Here is a 15822-nt window from a genome sequence, read left to right as displayed (position 1 = left end):
AAAGAATATGAATGCCAATATTTTAAAAGGTTACATCACACTGTTACTAGCCTGGCTACTGATAGCCGGGAACAGTCAGGCCGTGTCTGCGGCGGAGCACTTTTCCATCATTGCGGCCATTCAGACAGATTCTGGACGGGATGGGCAGCAACAACACCTGTTATCTGAACCGGCCCTGTCCGTGCCGACCGAGGCCCAACTACAGAAGGTCAAGATTAAAAGCAGGCTCGATGCAGCAAACTCCGCCTATCGACAAAGTATCTTGGCCGTGTCAAGAAAAGACCTCAACGCCGCATACACCTACCTGCAGGAGGCCGTGCAGCTGCACCCGTCAAACCTGGACTATCTCCAGCTAGCATCCCGGCTGGCCTTTGCACTGGGCAAATACCGCGAGGCCGAAACATACCAGGTAATGGTGCTGAAGATTGCCAATGCTAGCTTGCAGGGCGTGGACCACAGAATGGCCGCTTTGCTCGATAACCTTGCGGTCATCTATATCAAACAATCCCGAATGGAAGAGGCCGAGTTTCTGTTGCGCCAGGGATTGGCACTCAGGGAGCAGGCATTGGGGGAGATGCACCCGTGGGTGGCGATCAGTCTCGGTAAGATCGCGAGCCTGAAAATGCATCTTGATCAGCCGCATGAGGTGGAGGGGCTGTTGACGCGCTCTTTGCACATCCTGCAAACGGCCTCAGGTGAGGACCACCCCCATGCTGCTTGGGCAATGCATAGGCTGGCGGATTTTTACCGCAGCCAGCAACGTCTTGCGCCGGCAGAGAGCCTGTATCAGCAGGCGATCGCCATATGGAAGACCGACTCCGGGGATCGGCGCCTGAACCTTGCAGTCAGTCTGAAGGGGCTAGGTGAACTCTACGTAGCACAAGAACGCCTCGATGATGCAAGGGCACAGTTCGAGCAAATGCTGGCACTCCTGCAGCAGGTATTCGGCGGGGAACATCCCGCCATTGATGCAGCCAGGGACCAACTGGCCAGATTGGACCAAGAACTTCACTCCGGCCAAGATGAAGTGGTGGATGGAGCAGATCGAAGCGAGCATCGAGCAATACTTGGGTCAACTCAACAGCACCGATCATGAGGAGCCATCGATAGCGGATGCACAGACCGCTCGACTGAAGGATAAGGTTGTTGAGGCACTCAAGGAAGAGAGGCTGCGCTTATAAGTGTTTGAAGCCTAAAGACTGGAGGCACCGGACAAGTAGATATCATTGACGTAGCCTAGTGTAGATTGTTTAGACGCGCTACACGCGCATCAAACTATTCAAAAAAACCACAAGAGGAAGAATTAGATATGAAAAATTTACACGTATTAGCCTGGAGTATGTCCTGGCAGCAGGACCAATCAGCATGGCTATAGCTAATGATTATTCCTCCCTTACTGCCGGAAAGATGCTGGAGTTGCATTCACAAACACTGGGGCTGGCACCTTATTAGTGACGAGAATTTTTGTTGTATAGCCAGGTAAATCAAGAGTCCGCACCATGTGTGTGCCTAACTGCTCTTTCTAGGACAAGATCAATGCTGTCACTACGCGTACCATATACGCTCTCATTACTTCTGCCGGCCATGGCCATTATCGGTTGCCAGCATATTGGAATTAATGACTCTAATTCCATCTTTGTCGGCCGCTACACACAATATATGCGGGGAAATATACCGAATCAGTATGCTGATTTGATAAACCCATTGCCCGCGTCTACAGAGAATATTTCGGATGGAAAAAAATTGTATCAAATGCAATGCCAGGTGTGTCATGGCGCATCTGGTGGAGGGGATGGCCTGGCAGGCAAGCAGTTGGTCCCCCGTCCGGCCAATCTTGCGTTTACCCGTAGATTACCGGTAGGCACGGACGCCTTCTTCTTTTGGACCTTGTCGGAAGGCGGCAAACCGTTTGGCACCGCCATGCCTGCATTTGGGGAGCGGCTCTCCGATAAGGAGATATGGCAGATTACCCATTACATAAATATTGGTTTCACCTTGGATCAAGGAACATCGTAATGATTACTAAAAAACGGCCCGCATGGGTCTGGATTGCCGCCATCATCGCAGTGGCCTTTGGCGTGATGACCATTAAATCAGGCGGCAGCGTGCTCTTTATTGATGGAGAAGCCAGACGCGCCGCAGGAAACTATGTCGATTTTGTACTTTGGTTCAACTTTTCTGCAGGTTTTTTCTATGTAGCTACCGGAATTGGTATTTGGCTGGAAAAAGCTTGGGCTCCGGCGGCGGCAATTATCATAGCTACATTGACACTATTGGTCTTTGGCGCCTTTGGAATTCATATCTTTTATGGTGGTGAATATGAACAGCGCACTGTAGCCGCCATGACCTTGCGTTCTGTAGTTTGGATTGCAATCGCTTGGGCTCAGTGGTGTCAAAAAGTGGAGCGAGGCACGAGCGGAGCTTTTTGACACCACTGAGCCCCATTGTTGGGCATAATTCTATGCTGGCCTGTGTCTTTGATTCACAATGCTGCACCGCTCTGAGGACGTAGCGTTTCTGCGGTGGGAAGCTTGAACTGCTTTCCTTGCTGCCCGCACCATTATTCACACCCAAAAATCTATTATCTCCCGGCATGCCCTAGCAGATAATTTCTGCACTAACAACGAAGCCGCATCCTGCCTGAGCCTTGTAAGGCGAGATGATCTTTCGACAGTGACCGATCCAATTAACCACCTATCCGCCATGATGCCGAATAGTTTGGACTCCAAACTGTTCCGACTCTACCCGATTTAAACTTAATTCTCCGTTGCCTTGCACGGCTTATTCTATGGTGATGCCTTAATTGCCCAACGCGATAATGGGCTGCCGCGTTATGTATCCACGTTGGCCGGCTTAATCACAAGGCTCTTCCCTTGGTTGAGTGGATAAGTTAGCGTTATTGGCCATGAGAGACAAAATCTATATGCCAAGATGTTGGGTATTCATAGCCCCTGTCGGGTAGGCGACACCGAACTGACATTGTCTGTTGGTAAGGTTGTGTGTACTGCATGGTCTAGTCCCTTCATAGTGCCCGATTAAAGGAGAAGATCTTCCTCATCCTTTACGAAACAGTTTGCAGGATAGATCTCGTGAGACCACAACTAGGGATCACTTCAGCGCTGACCATAGAAGTGTTCCTGGAATGATTTGCGGAAACTCTGGTGACAGGCCAGGCAGGTATTTTGCAGCGCTGAGAAGGCCGAGACCACGCCGTAGCCGTTTTTTTCTGCTGCAACTTCACCCAATATATGTGCAGCGTCATGGGTTTCACCATCATAGCCCTTGAACTTGCTTACATTGGTACCCACAAAGCCCAGGATGCGTACTTTCTCGCCGAATGGTGGTTGTGGATGATCAGCTACCTGTGACGCGGCTTTTTCGACAAGTTCCCAGTCCTCACGAGAAATGCCATCGGTGATGGCCTGCATGTTCTTACCCAAGTCTTGCATGATTTTTCTCAAAGCCAGAGGCTCGTTGGAATCAGGCGCAGTCTCGGCAAGCGCCTGACTACTGGCAACTATAATGGCAAATCCAGCAAGCAGGATCGTTCTTATTATGTAGGCAGTTCTCATGTCTAATATTATCCGGTTTTCTATGATGCTTTTATGTTTTTGTTGCCTATCACCGAAGCATGTGCGCCTGGGTAATATGGAATTTACGCGAGCTTTAGGGTACCCCGAACGATTCTGGCTGAGCAGTTATCGATCTTTATTCACGCATGGGAGCTAGAGAGTCTTTGATTAAGTCTGGACGAAGTCGATATTCTGGGTACAAGATATGAGTCCATGACTTGATCAGAAGCTCTCTAGTCATACATTAATTAGAGGCGCCCTTTGCTTCTCCATTAGCTATGCCGCTGACCGCTCTGGCTCCCCTGTTAATTTTACAAAACCAACATCTTCCATAATTGCATACATGGCAGGCAGTACCAACATGATCAATACAGTAGATGTCAACATGCCAAACACAATACTGGTTACCAAAGGGACCAGAATTAATGCTTGTGTACTGGTTTCAAATAGCAAGGGTGTCATGCCAGCAATGGTGGTGACAGAGGTGAGGAAAATGGCTCGAAAGCGATCATATACCGCTTGCCTGGCAGCATCGTGAAAGAGCATGCCTTCTTCTACTCGATATTTCACAAATTCGACCAGCAGGATCGAATCATTCACAACTATACCCGCCAGAGAAACGAAGCCAATCATACTCGGCAGGGTGAAATCCAACCCCATAATCAGATGCCCCCAGATTGCACCGATGAGGGCAAGAGGAATATTAATCATGACGATTAATGGTTCGCGGTAATTTCGAAATTGCAGGCTAAGTAAAAGGAATACCCCAAATGCACCCAGCCCGAAGCCTGAGAGTATAGATAGTTTGGTTTCAGTGCCGTTCTCGACTTCACCTTTAAGTTTAAAAGTAATTTCAGGATAGCGCTCTTGCAATGTGCCTAAAAAGTTTTTTTGTAAGCTTGCGATGACTTCCGAGGTATTGGCGATGTCTGCATCCACATCGCCATATATATTGACTGTGCGCTGGTGGTTGATATGCCCGATTCGAGAAAATTCACGTTCCTCAGTGATGGTGGCGACACTGCCTAAGGGAATTTCCTTTCCAGTTTTTGAAAATACGGTGAAATTATCAAAATCGAGTAACTCATGACCTTGCTGGTTGTCCAGTTTGGCAACAATTTCATAGGCTTCACGTCCCTTGTAAATCTCACTGATTTTAACTTCCAGATAAGCCGACCGCAGTTGCAAGGCAATACTACGGGAATCAATGCCTGCGGCTAATGCACCGGGTTTGAGTTTGATACTGTACTGCGGCTTGCCTGGGCGAAGGTCATCCAGCAAATTGTTTACGCCATTATAACCTCTGAGCCAGTTTTGCACTTCCCATGATGCCCTTGACAATTCATCCATGTCTTGTCCACTCAGGCGAATGTGAATGGCACGTCCCGCTGGGCCTACCTTGGGTTCTTTGTATTGAATACTTAGCACGTCGGGTAGTGCCCCGGTTTTTTGTTTCCAAAGCTGAATTAACTCAAGAATTTTAGTATTGCGTTCTTCAGTGTTAAGCAAATCGATACTGAGGGTTGCCAGATGTGATCCATTTTCTGGGACATCGCCATGTTCGCCGTATGAAAGCTGCACATTTTTAACCAGCTCTTCTGCTTCATTTTGGCTAAGGGTTTTATTGGTTTCATCTAAGGCATTGAGCAGTGTATGCACCACCCTTTCGGTTTCTGCCAATGGTGTGCCTTGCGGCAGTAGAATTCTGGCTTCCAGATTGTTTCCTTCCAGATCAGGGAATGCCTTAAATTTAACTGTTCCAGTTGCAACCAAGCCGACAGAAAAAATCAACATAGCCAGAGCTATGCCGACAGTGATGTAGCGGAACTGCATGGCGAGTTGGGCAGCACGGCCAACTCCATGGCGAAATTGATCGAACAGGATTTCAAATTTCTGTCGCCATCTTGGCGGTGCTTTGTGGTGCGCATGTTCCAGCGAGTGCTTCAGGTGGTGTGGCAACACCAGAAATGCTTCAATTAAACTGATGGTAAGCACTGACAGTAAAACCACAGGCAGGACACCCAATATCTGCCCCAGATCGCCTTTCATCATCAACAAGCTGCCAAATAAAAAGGCGGATGTAAGATAGGAAGAAAAGACGCCGCGAAAAACCTTTTTGGTGCCATCAATAGCGGCATCCAGTGGCGATTTTCCTTTGCGGTATTCATGATCAATATTTTCAGACAGTACTATGGCGTCATCCATTAAAATGCCTATCGCCATAAGCAAGGCGACCATTGAGATCATGTTGATACTCACGCCAAAGACGACCATCATGGCAAGACCACCCAAAAATGAAATAGGTAAGCCCAGAGCAATCCAAAAAGTGTAACGCCATGAAAAAAACAGGAGCAGCATAAAAGTTGCCAGGATCAGACCCTGCCAACCATTTGTTAATAACAATTGTAACCGGTCGCGCACTGATGTGGAGCTATCGTTGACAATGGTCAGCTGTGTTCCTTCAGGCAGAATTTTGTTTTCTTTTTCAACAAACTCAATCAGTGCATCAGCAACTTTTAGTGTGTCGTCAATGGTGTTTTTGCTGATTTTAAGTAGTGCAGCCAGTTTGCCGTTTAGCTCGATGCGTTCTTCAGGCTTTTCAAATTTATCCTCAATTTTGGCAATATCGCCCAGTTTTATTTCACCACCTTCTGGTGTATTGATAATAATGAGATTTGCGAGTTCATTAGCTGTCTTTCTGGCATTATCAAAACGAATCTGATAGGAGGTTTCCGTCGCTTCCAATTTTCCTACGGGTAATTCTAACGCCTGAGCTGCAATTAAGTTGGCAATATCCTGGACACTAAGATTGTATTTTTGCTGAGTATCAGGGCGGATTAATACTTGCAATTGATGCGTGGAGAAACCGTCCATGCTCACGATCGGGACTTGGGGCATGGCAATCAGACGATCACGGTAATACTCTGCCAGTTCTTTTAATTCGGTGGGTGTTAATTTATCTGAGGTGATGGCAATATTAGCAACCGGGTTAATTCTCCCCAACTGTTTGATCACAGGGTCTTCGATATTCTCCGGGAAGTTCTGGATTGCATCAATTTCAGTTTTAATATCATCAGTAAACTCACGTATATTTCCCGCTTCCTGCATTTCCAATGTAAAAATGGCGATATTGTCACGGGCATCACATTCCTGCTCTTTTAAAAAGCTGATACCATCTGTGGCATCTTCCAGTGGGATGCATATGCCATCTTCAATATCGGATGGACTTGCTCCAGGATAGGCAACCGTGACCTGTACCTTGCTGGGCTTAAGTAATGGAAACGATTCTTTATTTAGCCCATTTAGTGAATAAAAACCAATGGCGATTATTACCATCATCAATATATTACTGATGGTGGGATGTGCCGCAAAATAACGAATCATTCCGCATCACCTTCAGTCAAATAATGAGGTGAAGTAAGGCTGCCACTGCCGATAACTTTATTTTCATTAATATCGTTTAGCTTCATGTATTCTTCACCAATAGCGTCTTTGGCTAGCTGCTTTTCATACTCGTCTGCCAGAACAGGTTTGAGAGGCAAACCTTCAATCACAGGAATGACATCGGTAATAATAATTTTTTCACCCTCTTTGATCCCATTGTCGACAATCACTAGTTGTCCTTGTTTGTGAAGAATGTTCACCGGGCGAATTTCTAACCGATTATTTGCTTTGGCGACATAGACGCGTCCCTGGTGGATGGCCTTTCTTGGTAAAATCAGCATCTCATGTGGGGGCGTGAAAAATTCGACGGCTGCATACATGCCTTGTAGCAAGGGTGGACGCTTGCCAGGAATGACGTCTTCATAGGGATTGTTGACAGCAACGACTAAGTCAATCGTATCCCGGTCAGGATCAATAGACTCGCCTATTCGCAGTAATTCACCTCGCCATCTTGCAATATTCCCTTTGTATCCGACCAGGCTAACGTTCGCCTCCAGCTGAATTTTCGAGAATGCAGACTGCAAGTCTTCCGGGTTTTGCAAATTCAAACTGTGTTTGCCAAGCCCCATTAGCAGTGGGTAAAACTGACGCACGGGTAGTTGGGCATTGATTTCAACGGCCTGTGTGCCCAATGCTTCAAACAACACGCTGCCAACGGCAGTATACTCACCTTTTTCTACTGAAACCTTGCCGATACGAGCATCAAAAGGCAGACGAATTTCGGTGCGCCACAGAGTATCTTTACTTTGAGCAAGCTGGGTTTTGGATTGTTTGATTTGCGCCTGGGTTGCGGATTTACGACTGCTGAAGCTTGCCAGTTTTCCCTGTAAATCTTCGACCTGCTGGCGTAGTTGTAAAATCTTCTGTTCTTCTGCATCAACGGCTGAACGAGAAATTAAACGTTTCTCCCAGATACTAAGCAAGCGATCTAATTCTTTTTGGCCGGTCTGTAGGTTTTTTTTGGCAATTTTGAGAGAGCGCTGGGTGGTTTTTTCTTCAACTTCCAATTGTTTTAAGGAAAATTGGCTGCCTGCTAGTCCTGCCTTACTTTTATCAAGGGAAAACTCATAGGTGGTTGGTTCAATGCGTAGAACCACGGTACCTTTTGCCAGGCTGGCGCCTTTTTTCAAGGATGGGTGGATATAACTGATCTTGCCAGCAACTTCCGTCTTAGCTTTCAACAAAACGGCAGGCTCTACATATCCATAAGCAATGGCACGACTGCGGAAAGGGATCTTCTTAGCTGTAATGACTTCCACTGTTTTGGTGGGGAATTGCAGTTCCTCATGTTCGATAGGTGGCCTGGATTTTACTTTGAAAATCACCAAGGCCAGGGCTGCAATAACAATCAATGGTAGAATAAACGGTTTTTGAAAGAATTTTTTCATAAGTTCCGCTCAATTCCACGGCGATAGATCGCAAAAACCCCGGGCACCTTGTCTTGCATATTTCCAGTATCCCCAGCCAGTAATGACTGCATAACCAGACCTTGAATGGTGCCTATGAACAAGGTACCCGCAGCCACAGTATCAACAGCCGGATCAATTTCACCTTCGGCCTTACCTTTCTCTATCAATACTGCCACACGCTCACTGTATTTCCGGATCAGGGTGCGCGCCATGCGCTTGGCTGCTGTATCCTCAGCACGCTGTAATTCACCAAACAACATACGTGGCACACCTGGATGGGCAGAGACAAAATCAATATGGGTCATAAATACCGCTTCCAGTGCTGTAACTGGAGTTGTTGCAGCCTTTGCCGCCGCGTCTACTCGCGCCAGCAGGCGTTCCGCGACCCATTCCATCACCGCCTGCCAGATGGCCTCTTTATTTGGAAAATGACGGAACAGCGCCCCCTGGGTCACGTTCATGTATCTGGCAATGGCTGCAGTGGTGATGTCGCTTGGGTTTTGTTCCGCGGCGAGGTCAACCACGGCTTCAACAGTAACTGCGCGACGTTTATTTGCAGGCAGATGTTTGCTGTTTGAGGGCATGTTATCTCCACAAGATAGTAATTAGTCACTATCTTGTGTCATTGGGCGAACAATGTCAATTCCAAGTAGATCTAATCGATTACCCTGTGGAAAGGAGCTATTCCGCCCTAAACGGAAGGGAGGATATCGAATAGGTAGATCCACCTTGAGGTGGATCTACATTTCTAATGTCGTGGTGCACCCTCTTTAACGAAATTCGCATGGGCAGTTCGCCAAAAATGGGTTTGCGATTGACTGAGATCAATGGTGTGTCATTCTTGCCAAGGAGTAGAGGTCCTTGTTGGATTTTCCTGCCTAAATAATTAGAAGGCATAGATTCTAGCTGTTATGGGGTTAGGTCCTGCTCGACCAATAAAATCCAATTGGCTGGGGTAACAATAAACAGGTCGATGCTAGGCGCGTCCTTTGGAGGGGGAGGCATGGCAAGGCAACTGACGGATGTGGACTTGGGAGTTCTGAAGGAAGCTCTCAAAGGGGAGATCCACCACGCGGCTGAGAAGCGCTATCTACATCGTTTGCATTGCGTATTGCTGGTCAGTGCAGGTCAGGAGTGCAGCAGCGTGGCCAACTGGTTTGGTGAAAGCTCCCGTTCGGTGGAGCGCTGGGTCGACAGCTATTATGAATTTGGCCCGCTGGGCCTGAAAGATGACGACAAGTCTGGGCGCTTGGCCAGCCTGGATGCGGATCAGTTCCAGTTCCTGCTACGAGAGATCGCGGCGACACCCGAGTGCTTGGGTTATTCGGTGTCCCGCTGGAGTGGCAAGTTGCTACAACAGCATCTTCAGAAACACTATCAGGTGGATCTCGGCCTGCGGCAGTGTCAGCGGATCCTGCGGGAGTTGAAAAATAGTTGCGGGTGAGGGGAGTAACCAGCGGAAAGGTTTTCCGGCCCCTCCAGGGGTGCTCGTTAAGCTACTTGCTAAGGAAGCTCTGAGCAACCCCAAAGATTCCGATTATTTCTTTTCAGCAGACACTATCAGCCAGATCAGTGAGCGATGCAAAATTCAACAGCGTAGCAATTTTCGATGCTATATCAGAAGGTGAGCTGAACACAGCGCGCCATCTCCGTGAAGACCTTATGGATATTGCAGAGTACATCGCTCATGGCCTTGACGTGCGCTATTTTCGCGTGGACTCAGCTGATGATATGGAGTCTTGTATCTCAGTTCTTCTGGGCGAGGCTACTGAACATGGCTTAATTCCGTGGGGTCATATAGAAGGGCACGGCTCAACTGACGAAAGCGGCTTTAGAACAGTCGATACTCATATTTTAGCTGGACTCGCCTTAAAGGACTTATCACGCCATTGAATATGGTCACTGATTTCAATCTCATTTTTATTTTGGCGACATGTTATGGGGGGGGGAGCCATTACTACGATAGATCGCGAACCTGTCCTTGGGTTAATTGGCCAACTAAGGAAGTTGAGGCCGGTGAAGTCGAAACTGACTTTTTCTGTTTATAAAACATATTTTCGAAGTCAATCACTTAATAGGGCTGTAAGAGCGCTGACCTCTCGAGGGCCTTCAAGTCTTTATTGCCGGACTACGGCTGAAAAGTTTTCTATATAGTATGGGCAAGCTACAAAAGGAATGAATGTTCTGAAAAACGAATAAGGGCTTCTGTCATTTGAAATGGCAAAACCTAAGAAAGGCACAGATGATCGATAAAGCTGGCTTGATCTTGGAGCAACTTTCAAAGCCACTTTCGGCAGGCTTTCCTTAAGCCCGAAATCGCCGTTTTTCGCTACCGCAAAGGGGTGAGCGAAACGGAGCCCCTGTTTCGGAGTAGTTAGGTGTGGGTCGCCGTTATCAGTCTTACAGTGGAGCGCCTCCAGAGCTGCAAAGGGCATGGTTTACGCTGTGCTAGTGTCAGGCTGGCTCTCAAACCTAGTCTAGACGCGAGGTAAGTGCGAGGTAAAAAAGAAACTTGCGAGAAATAAAAAAAGGAGTCCGATTTCTCGTAACTCCTCGATCTATATATGGTGCCGAGGAGAGGACTTGAACCTCCACGGGGTTTCCCCCACTAGCACCTGAAGCTAGCGTGTCTACCAATTTCACCACCTCGGCGAGAGCTGGTTTTAACGGCTACAGCCGTTTGGAGAGCGCGAACTTTACAACCTGATTTTATCCTTGTCAACGCCTGATGCGAATTGATTGGATGGTCTGGTGTGCTGTGCTAGGTTGCCCAGTCTGGTGTTGGACGGATGAGGTGTTGCGATGGCAGTTTGGGTGGCGATTTTTCCCTTGCGCAGCGTGGTGTTAGTTTGGCTGATGGTGCTGGCTCTGCTGCCAGGCAGTGTTGCTGCACTAAGCCTGCAGGGCGACCTGCTGCAAGGTGGGCTGGCGATTGCGCAGGTAGAGCCCGGTACCCAGGTGCGGGTGGACGGCAAGCCGGTGCGGGTTTCCGAGGAGGGGATCTTCATCATTGGCTTTAGTCGCGAAAACCCCCTGCAGAGTGAGATCCGGCTGATCGCCCCCGATGGCAGTGAGCACAAAGAGCTGATCAGCATCGGCAAGCGCAGCTATAAAATCCAGCGCATCGATGGCCTACCACAGAGTAAGGTGACCCCGCCGAAGCGGGACTGGGAGCGGATTCGCAAAGAGACCGCGCAGATCAAGGCAGCCAGAAAGCTCGACGAGCCACGTACTGACTTTCTCAAGGGTTTTATCTTGCCGGTGAAGGGGCGCATCTCCGGTGTCTACGGCAGCCAGCGTATCCTCAATGGTAAGCCAAAACGGCCCCATTCTGGTCTCGATTTGGCAGCCTCGGAAGGGGCGCCGGTGGTGGCCCCCGCTGATGGCGTCATCACCCTGGCCCATCCCGACATGTTCTACTCTGGCGGCACTCTATTGCTCGATCATGGCCACGGTCTGACGACCTCCTATCTCCATTTGAGTCGGCTGCTGGTAGAGCAGGGCCAGCGGGTGCGCCAGGGTGAGGTGATCGGTGAAGTGGGCATGACTGGAAGAGCGACTGGGCCGCATCTTCATTGGGGATTGAACCTGTTCGAGAAGCGTCTCGACCCGCAGCTGCTGCTGAAGGCAGATCCTACCAGCAAAGGTGAATAACCCAGTCAGAGACGGGGGATGGCGACTGTTCCGCTGGGCGTTATCGCATATAATACCTCTTTTTCTCGCTGGGGCTGAGCTGACTCCGGCTATCTGTGGAGCAGAACATGAAGTTAGTACGACTGGTTCTTCCTCTCCTTCTGGCTGGAGCCGCCTTGTCGGTTCAGGCGAAGGATCTCATGGACGTCTACAAACTTGCCCAGGAAAATGACCCCGCCCTGCAGGTTGCCAAGTCGCAGCTGGATGCAGTAAGAGAGACCAAGGTGCAGGCTCGCGCGCAACTGCTGCCCAGTATCGCCCTCGGCGGTCAATTCGACGGGGTGCGGAGTGACGTAAAGAGTTCGCCGTTTAGCAGTACAGGCGTTTCGACCTACAACGATCGGAGCCTCAACCTCAGTCTCTCTCAGTCGATCTACCACCGCGACCAGTGGATCCGGCTGGAGCAGGCGGACAACACCATCGCCCAGGCCGAGGCGGAGTATAAAGCCGCCGAAATCGACCTGATGGTGCGCAGCTCCAATGCCTATTTCAATATTCTGGCGGCGCAGGATGAGCTGCGGGTTGCCGAGGCGGAACGCGAGGCCACCGGTCGTCAGCTGGAGCAGGCGCAGCAACGCTTCGACGTGGGGCTGATCGCCATTACCGATGTGCATGAGGCCCGGGCCGCCTTCGACTCGGCGCGCGCTGCCGAGATCGCTGCCGAGAATGAAGTGGACAATGCCTGGGAGGCGCTGTTCGAGATCATCGGCCCCGGCGAGAAGGAACAACTGGCGAAGCTGGGTGAAGAGCTGCAGCTGAAACCACCGGTGCCCAGTGATCTGGAGGAGTGGTCGAAGACCGCACAGCAGCAGAACTATGCCATCATCGCCGCGCGCAACGGCCTTGAGGCGACCAAGAAGACCATTGAGATCAGCCGCTCGGGCCACTACCCGAGCCTCGATCTGGTCGGTTCCCATAGCATCTTCCGCACCAGCAACGACAGCTCTACCGAGGCCGACACCTCGAAGATTGGCCTGCAGCTAAGTCTGCCGGTCTACGCTGGCGGTGCGGTGACCTCGCAGACTGAGCAGTCGAAGGCCAACTATCGCGCCGCTCAGCAGCAGCTCGACCAGTCGCGCCGCGCGGTCAACAAACAGGTGCGCAACGCTTACCGCGGTGTGCTCTCCACCATTAGCCGGGTCAATGCGCTGAAGGCGGCCACCATCTCCGCCAAGAGTGCGTTGGAGTCGACCCAGGCAGGCTACGAGGTGGGCACCCGCACCATCGTCGACGTGCTCAATGTGCAGCGCAACCTCTTCTCCTCCCAAAGCAACTACGCCCGCTCCCGCTACGATTACATCGTCAACGGCCTGCAGCTGAAGCAGGCGTCGGGTACCCTGAGCCAGTCGGACCTGGAACGCATCAACGCTTGGCTGGAGCGCTAATCAGATGTCTGGCAACTCATTCGGTAAACTCTTCACTGTCACCAGCTTTGGCGAGAGCCACGGCCCCGCCATCGGCTGCATTGTGGATGGCTGCCCCCCGGGCCTGGAGCTGAACGAGTCGGATATGCAGCAGGATCTCGACCGGCGCAAGCCCGGCACCTCACGCCACACCACCCAGCGCCGCGAGGCAGATCAGGTGCAGATCCTCTCCGGGGTGTTTGAGGGCCGGACCACAGGTACGCCGATCGGCCTGGTCATCCACAATACCGACCAGCGGTCCAAGGACTACTCTGAGATCGCCGCACTGTTTCGTCCGGGCCATGCCGATTACACCTATACCCAGAAGTACGGCATTCGCGACTACCGTGGCGGCGGTCGTTCCTCGGCGCGGGAGACTGCGATGCGGGTTGCCGCCGGAGCGATCGCCAAGAAGTGGCTGAAGGTTCGTTACGGTATCGAGATCCGCGGTTACATGGCACAGCTGGGGCCGATCCGTGCGGAGCGGCTGGAATGGGATCAGGTCCATCAGAACCCCTTCTTCTGTCCCGATCCGGACAAGATCGCCGAGCTGGAGCTCTACATGGATGAGCTGCGCAAGGAGGGCAACTCGGTCGGTGCACGTATCACAGTGGTGGCCAGCGGGGTGCCGGCAGGGCTGGGCGAGCCGATCTTTGACCGTCTTGATGCCGAGATCGCTCACGCTCTGATGAGCATCAACGCGGTGAAGGGGGTCGAGGTCGGCGACGGTTTTGCAGTGGTGGAGCAGAAGGGTACCGAACACCGCGATGAGATGACCCCGCAGGGGTTTGCCAGCAACCATGCCGGTGGTGTGTTGGGTGGGATCTCCAGCGGCCAGGATATCGTTGCCAGTATCGCCCTCAAACCCACCTCCAGTCTGCGCATCCCAGGCCAGACGGTAAACCGCGCGGGTGAGACCGCCGAGGTGGTGACCGAGGGGCGTCACGACCCCTGTGTCGGCATCCGTGCCACCCCCATCGCCGAGGCGATGCTGGCGCTGGTGCTGATGGACCATATGCTGCGTCACCGCGGGCAAAATATGGATGTGGAGTCTGGGGTGGCGCAGATCCCTGCCGCCACCGATTAGTCCTGCTACCCTGGGAGAGCCGCTGCTCTCCACGGGGGCCATCACGCACCCATTGGTAACCCAACCCTGATGCCCTACTGGCGACTCTCCGGCTTCTATCTCTTCTATTTTGCCTCGCTCGGGGCGCTGCTGCCCTTCTGGGGTGTCTACCTAAAGGATCGCGGCTTCTCTTCGGCAGAGATCGGTGAGCTGATGGCGGTGATCATGGTCTCCAAGCTGGTGGCCCCCAACATCTGGGGCTGGATCGCTGACCATACCGGCCAGCGTATGCCGATTGTGCGGATCGCCTCGCTGTTGTCGCTGATGATCTTTGTCGGGGTCTTCTACGCTGAGGGCTTCTGGACGCTGGCGCTGGTGATGATGCTGTTCAGCTTCTTCTGGAACGCCTCGCTGCCACAGTTCGAGGCGGTCACCATGAGCTATCTGGGTGAGCGCATCAAACACTATTCACGGATCCGTTTGTGGGGTTCAATTGGCTTTATCCTGGCGGTCTCCGCGCTGGGTTTTCTGCTCGACCGGATGAGTGTGGAGGTGATCCCGCAGCTGGTGCTGCTGCTCTATCTGGGCATCTGGCTGAGCAGCCTGCTGGTGCCGGAGCGCGGTGCGGCACCCCACCATGAGGCGCAGGGTTCGATCCTCACGGTGCTGAAGCGCCCGACGGTGATCGCCTACCTGGCCGCCTGCTTTCTGATGCAGGCGAGCCACAGCGCCTACTACGCCTTCTACTCCATCTATATGGAAGAGCACGGCTACTCCAGCACCTTCGTCGGCCAGATGTGGTCCCTGGGGGTGGTAGCGGAGGTGCTGATCTTTCTGGTGATGCACCGGCTGCTGCAGCGCTGGGGGGCGCGCAAGGTGCTGATCGCCAGCCTGCTGATTGCCGTGCTGCGCTGGCTGCTGATCGGCGCAGCCCCTGATCAGCTCTGGATCATGCTATTCGCCCAGATACTGCATGCCGCCACCTTCGGTACCTTCCACGCTGCGGCGATCCACCTGGTGCATCACTACTTCGTCGGCAAACACCAGGGGCGCGGCCAGGCCCTCTACAGCAGCATCAGCTTCGGCGCCGGTGGTGCGGTTGGCAGCCTGTTGAGCGGTTACCTCTGGAGCGGTATCGGCCCCGGTCCCACCTTCTGGGTGGCCGCCGGCTACGCTGCCCTGGCGGTGGTGATCGCCTGGCGCTGGATCGACAGGGAGACGGATTGAGGCAGGTG

Annotated in this window: 13 protein-coding genes and 1 tRNA gene; 9 read left to right on the top strand and 5 right to left on the bottom strand. The window is 51.8% G+C overall.

What is annotated here, in order from left to right:
* Positions 1-7 precede the first annotated feature (7 nt).
* From L0Y14_RS10490 to L0Y14_RS10480, 3 genes are all read left to right on the top strand, one after another.
* Positions 8-1096: a tetratricopeptide repeat protein gene (locus L0Y14_RS10490; RefSeq protein WP_006475045.1), complete on the top strand. Its 1089-nt coding sequence runs from the start codon at positions 8-10 to the stop codon at positions 1094-1096.
* Between the two features lie 440 nt (positions 1097-1536).
* Positions 1537-2016: a c-type cytochrome gene (locus L0Y14_RS10485; protein ID WP_081417720.1), complete on the top strand. Its 480-nt coding sequence runs from the start codon at positions 1537-1539 to the stop codon at positions 2014-2016.
* Positions 2016-2429 carry a hypothetical protein gene (locus tag L0Y14_RS10480; RefSeq protein ID WP_010088819.1) on the top strand — a complete coding sequence of 138 codons (414 nt, stop codon included), beginning with the start codon at positions 2016-2018 and terminating at the stop codon, positions 2427-2429. Before L0Y14_RS10485 ends, L0Y14_RS10480 begins: the two co-directional genes overlap by 1 nt.
* A gap of 684 nt (positions 2430-3113) precedes the next feature.
* On the opposite strand, the gene L0Y14_RS10475 is transcribed toward L0Y14_RS10480, so the two are convergent.
* The 4 genes from L0Y14_RS10475 to L0Y14_RS10460 all read right to left on the bottom strand — a co-directional run bounded on the left by L0Y14_RS10475 (position 3114) and on the right by L0Y14_RS10460 (position 9009).
* Positions 3114-3572, bottom strand: a complete 459-nt coding sequence (locus L0Y14_RS10475; protein WP_005961299.1) for a cytochrome c — start codon at positions 3570-3572, stop codon at positions 3114-3116.
* A 276-nt stretch (positions 3573-3848) separates the two neighbouring features.
* Positions 3849-6956: an efflux RND transporter permease subunit gene (locus tag L0Y14_RS10470; protein WP_005961300.1), complete on the bottom strand. Its 3108-nt coding sequence runs from the start codon at positions 6954-6956 to the stop codon at positions 3849-3851.
* Positions 6953-8404, bottom strand: a complete 1452-nt coding sequence (locus L0Y14_RS10465; RefSeq protein WP_251859189.1) for an efflux RND transporter periplasmic adaptor subunit — start codon at positions 8402-8404, stop codon at positions 6953-6955. The genes L0Y14_RS10470 and L0Y14_RS10465 overlap by 4 nt, the downstream gene beginning before the upstream one ends.
* Positions 8401-9009 (bottom strand): TetR/AcrR family transcriptional regulator, encoded by a 609-nt coding sequence (locus L0Y14_RS10460; protein ID WP_005961302.1) that lies wholly within the window; start codon positions 9007-9009, stop codon positions 8401-8403. Before L0Y14_RS10460 ends, L0Y14_RS10465 begins: the two co-directional genes overlap by 4 nt.
* 419 nt (positions 9010-9428) lie before the next feature.
* Here L0Y14_RS10460 and L0Y14_RS10455 point away from each other — a divergent pair, with 419 nt between their 5' ends.
* Entirely contained in the window at positions 9429-9869 is a 441-nt protein-coding gene (locus L0Y14_RS10455) for a helix-turn-helix domain-containing protein (protein WP_050799392.1), read from the top strand.
* A gap of 128 nt (positions 9870-9997) precedes the next feature.
* Positions 9998-10318: a hypothetical protein gene (locus L0Y14_RS10450; RefSeq protein ID WP_138921868.1), complete on the top strand. Its 321-nt coding sequence runs from the start codon at positions 9998-10000 to the stop codon at positions 10316-10318.
* Between the two features lie 672 nt (positions 10319-10990).
* On the opposite strand, the gene L0Y14_RS10445 is transcribed toward L0Y14_RS10450, so the two are convergent.
* A tRNA-Leu gene (locus L0Y14_RS10445) sits at positions 10991-11077 on the bottom strand.
* A gap of 162 nt (positions 11078-11239) precedes the next feature.
* On the opposite strand from L0Y14_RS10445, the gene L0Y14_RS10440 reads away from it, so the two are divergent.
* The 4 genes from L0Y14_RS10440 to L0Y14_RS10425 all read left to right on the top strand — a co-directional run bounded on the left by L0Y14_RS10440 (position 11240) and on the right by L0Y14_RS10425 (position 15814).
* Positions 11240-12079, top strand: coding sequence for a M23 family metallopeptidase (locus L0Y14_RS10440; protein ID WP_305790604.1), 840 nt, complete (start codon positions 11240-11242; stop codon positions 12077-12079).
* 107 nt (positions 12080-12186) lie between these two features.
* Positions 12187-13503, top strand: a complete 1317-nt coding sequence (locus L0Y14_RS10435) for a TolC family outer membrane protein (protein ID WP_039959957.1) — start codon at positions 12187-12189, stop codon at positions 13501-13503.
* 4 nt (positions 13504-13507) lie between these two features.
* Positions 13508-14608 (top strand): chorismate synthase, encoded by a 1101-nt coding sequence (gene aroC / locus L0Y14_RS10430; RefSeq protein ID WP_005961306.1) that lies wholly within the window; start codon positions 13508-13510, stop codon positions 14606-14608.
* A 69-nt stretch (positions 14609-14677) separates the two neighbouring features.
* A complete protein-coding gene (locus L0Y14_RS10425; RefSeq protein ID WP_006475037.1) occupies positions 14678-15814 on the top strand; it encodes an MFS transporter in 1137 nt (378 codons plus the stop codon).
* Positions 15815-15822: the final 8 nt, after the last annotated feature.

It is taken from the genome of Candidatus Endoriftia persephonae (assembly GCF_023733635.1).
Taxonomy (GTDB): Bacteria; Pseudomonadota; Gammaproteobacteria; order Chromatiales; family Chromatiaceae; genus Endoriftia; species Endoriftia persephonae.
Note: the sequence above shows the minus strand (reverse complement) of the source record. Positions and strands in the feature narration are given on the sequence as shown.

What these genes read in the sequence shown, in the direction of transcription:
- L0Y14_RS10490 (WP_006475045.1), top strand. Translation starts at nt 8, where the DNA reads ATGAATGCCAATATTTTAAAAGGTTACATCACACTGTTACTAGCCTGG.
- L0Y14_RS10485 (WP_081417720.1), top strand. Translation starts at nt 1,537, where the DNA reads ATGCTGTCACTACGCGTACCATATACGCTCTCATTACTTCTGCCGGCC.
- L0Y14_RS10470 (WP_005961300.1), bottom strand. Translation starts at nt 6,956, where the DNA reads ATGATTCGTTATTTTGCGGCACATCCCACCATCAGTAATATATTGATG.
- L0Y14_RS10460 (WP_005961302.1), bottom strand. Translation starts at nt 9,009, where the DNA reads ATGCCCTCAAACAGCAAACATCTGCCTGCAAATAAACGTCGCGCAGTT.
- aroC (WP_005961306.1), top strand. Translation starts at nt 13,508, where the DNA reads ATGTCTGGCAACTCATTCGGTAAACTCTTCACTGTCACCAGCTTTGGC.
- L0Y14_RS10480 (WP_010088819.1), top strand. Translation starts at nt 2,016, where the DNA reads ATGATTACTAAAAAACGGCCCGCATGGGTCTGGATTGCCGCCATCATC.
- L0Y14_RS10455 (WP_050799392.1), top strand. Translation starts at nt 9,429, where the DNA reads ATGGCAAGGCAACTGACGGATGTGGACTTGGGAGTTCTGAAGGAAGCT.
- L0Y14_RS10475 (WP_005961299.1), bottom strand. Translation starts at nt 3,572, where the DNA reads ATGAGAACTGCCTACATAATAAGAACGATCCTGCTTGCTGGATTTGCC.
- L0Y14_RS10435 (WP_039959957.1), top strand. Translation starts at nt 12,187, where the DNA reads ATGAAGTTAGTACGACTGGTTCTTCCTCTCCTTCTGGCTGGAGCCGCC.
- L0Y14_RS10465 (WP_251859189.1), bottom strand. Translation starts at nt 8,404, where the DNA reads ATGAAAAAATTCTTTCAAAAACCGTTTATTCTACCATTGATTGTTATT.
- L0Y14_RS10425 (WP_006475037.1), top strand. Translation starts at nt 14,678, where the DNA reads ATGCCCTACTGGCGACTCTCCGGCTTCTATCTCTTCTATTTTGCCTCG.